Source organism: Mesorhizobium sp. M7D.F.Ca.US.004.03.1.1, from assembly GCF_003998635.1.
Classification (GTDB): domain Bacteria; phylum Pseudomonadota; class Alphaproteobacteria; order Rhizobiales; family Rhizobiaceae; genus Mesorhizobium; species Mesorhizobium loti.
In genome coordinates this window covers 1-394 of sequence record NZ_RZQG01001871.1, presented here as the reverse complement: position 1 = coordinate 394, position 394 = coordinate 1, and the positions used below count along the sequence as shown (strand labels likewise).

Below are 394 nucleotides of genomic sequence, written 5' to 3'. Positions count from 1 at the left end.
TCGTTGCGCATGTCGGATACGGCTGGATTGCCGACAAGGATTTTTGCGCGCACGTCCTCAGGCAGAGGATTGGTCGCCGCCTGGAACACCTTGAGCGGCACCAGCGTCTTCTTGAGGCCCGGCCAGATGTCGCCGGTCAGCGCGTTGGTCGCCAGCACCACCTCCGGTGCGGTGACGCTTCCCGACGCGGTGAAGACGCGCCAGCCGCCCTCCACCTTCTCGATGCGGGTTGCGCGGGAGTTTTCGTGGATGGTCGCGCCTTCGTGCTCCAGCGCCGCGGCAAGGCCGATGGTCATGGCAAACGGGTTGATATGGCCCGAATTGTGCACCATCCAGCCGCCGAGATAGGGACTGCCGATGCGCGCGGTGGCTTCGTCACGGTCCAGGCTGGAGA

General features: G+C 65.2%; 1 protein-coding gene. It reads right to left on the bottom strand.

All coding sequences use genetic code 11. The annotated features are described in order from the left end of the window. Positions 1 to 394, bottom strand: a 394-nt coding sequence (locus EN935_RS40460; RefSeq protein WP_164771952.1) for an FAD-dependent oxidoreductase, incomplete at both ends; no start/stop codon positions are given.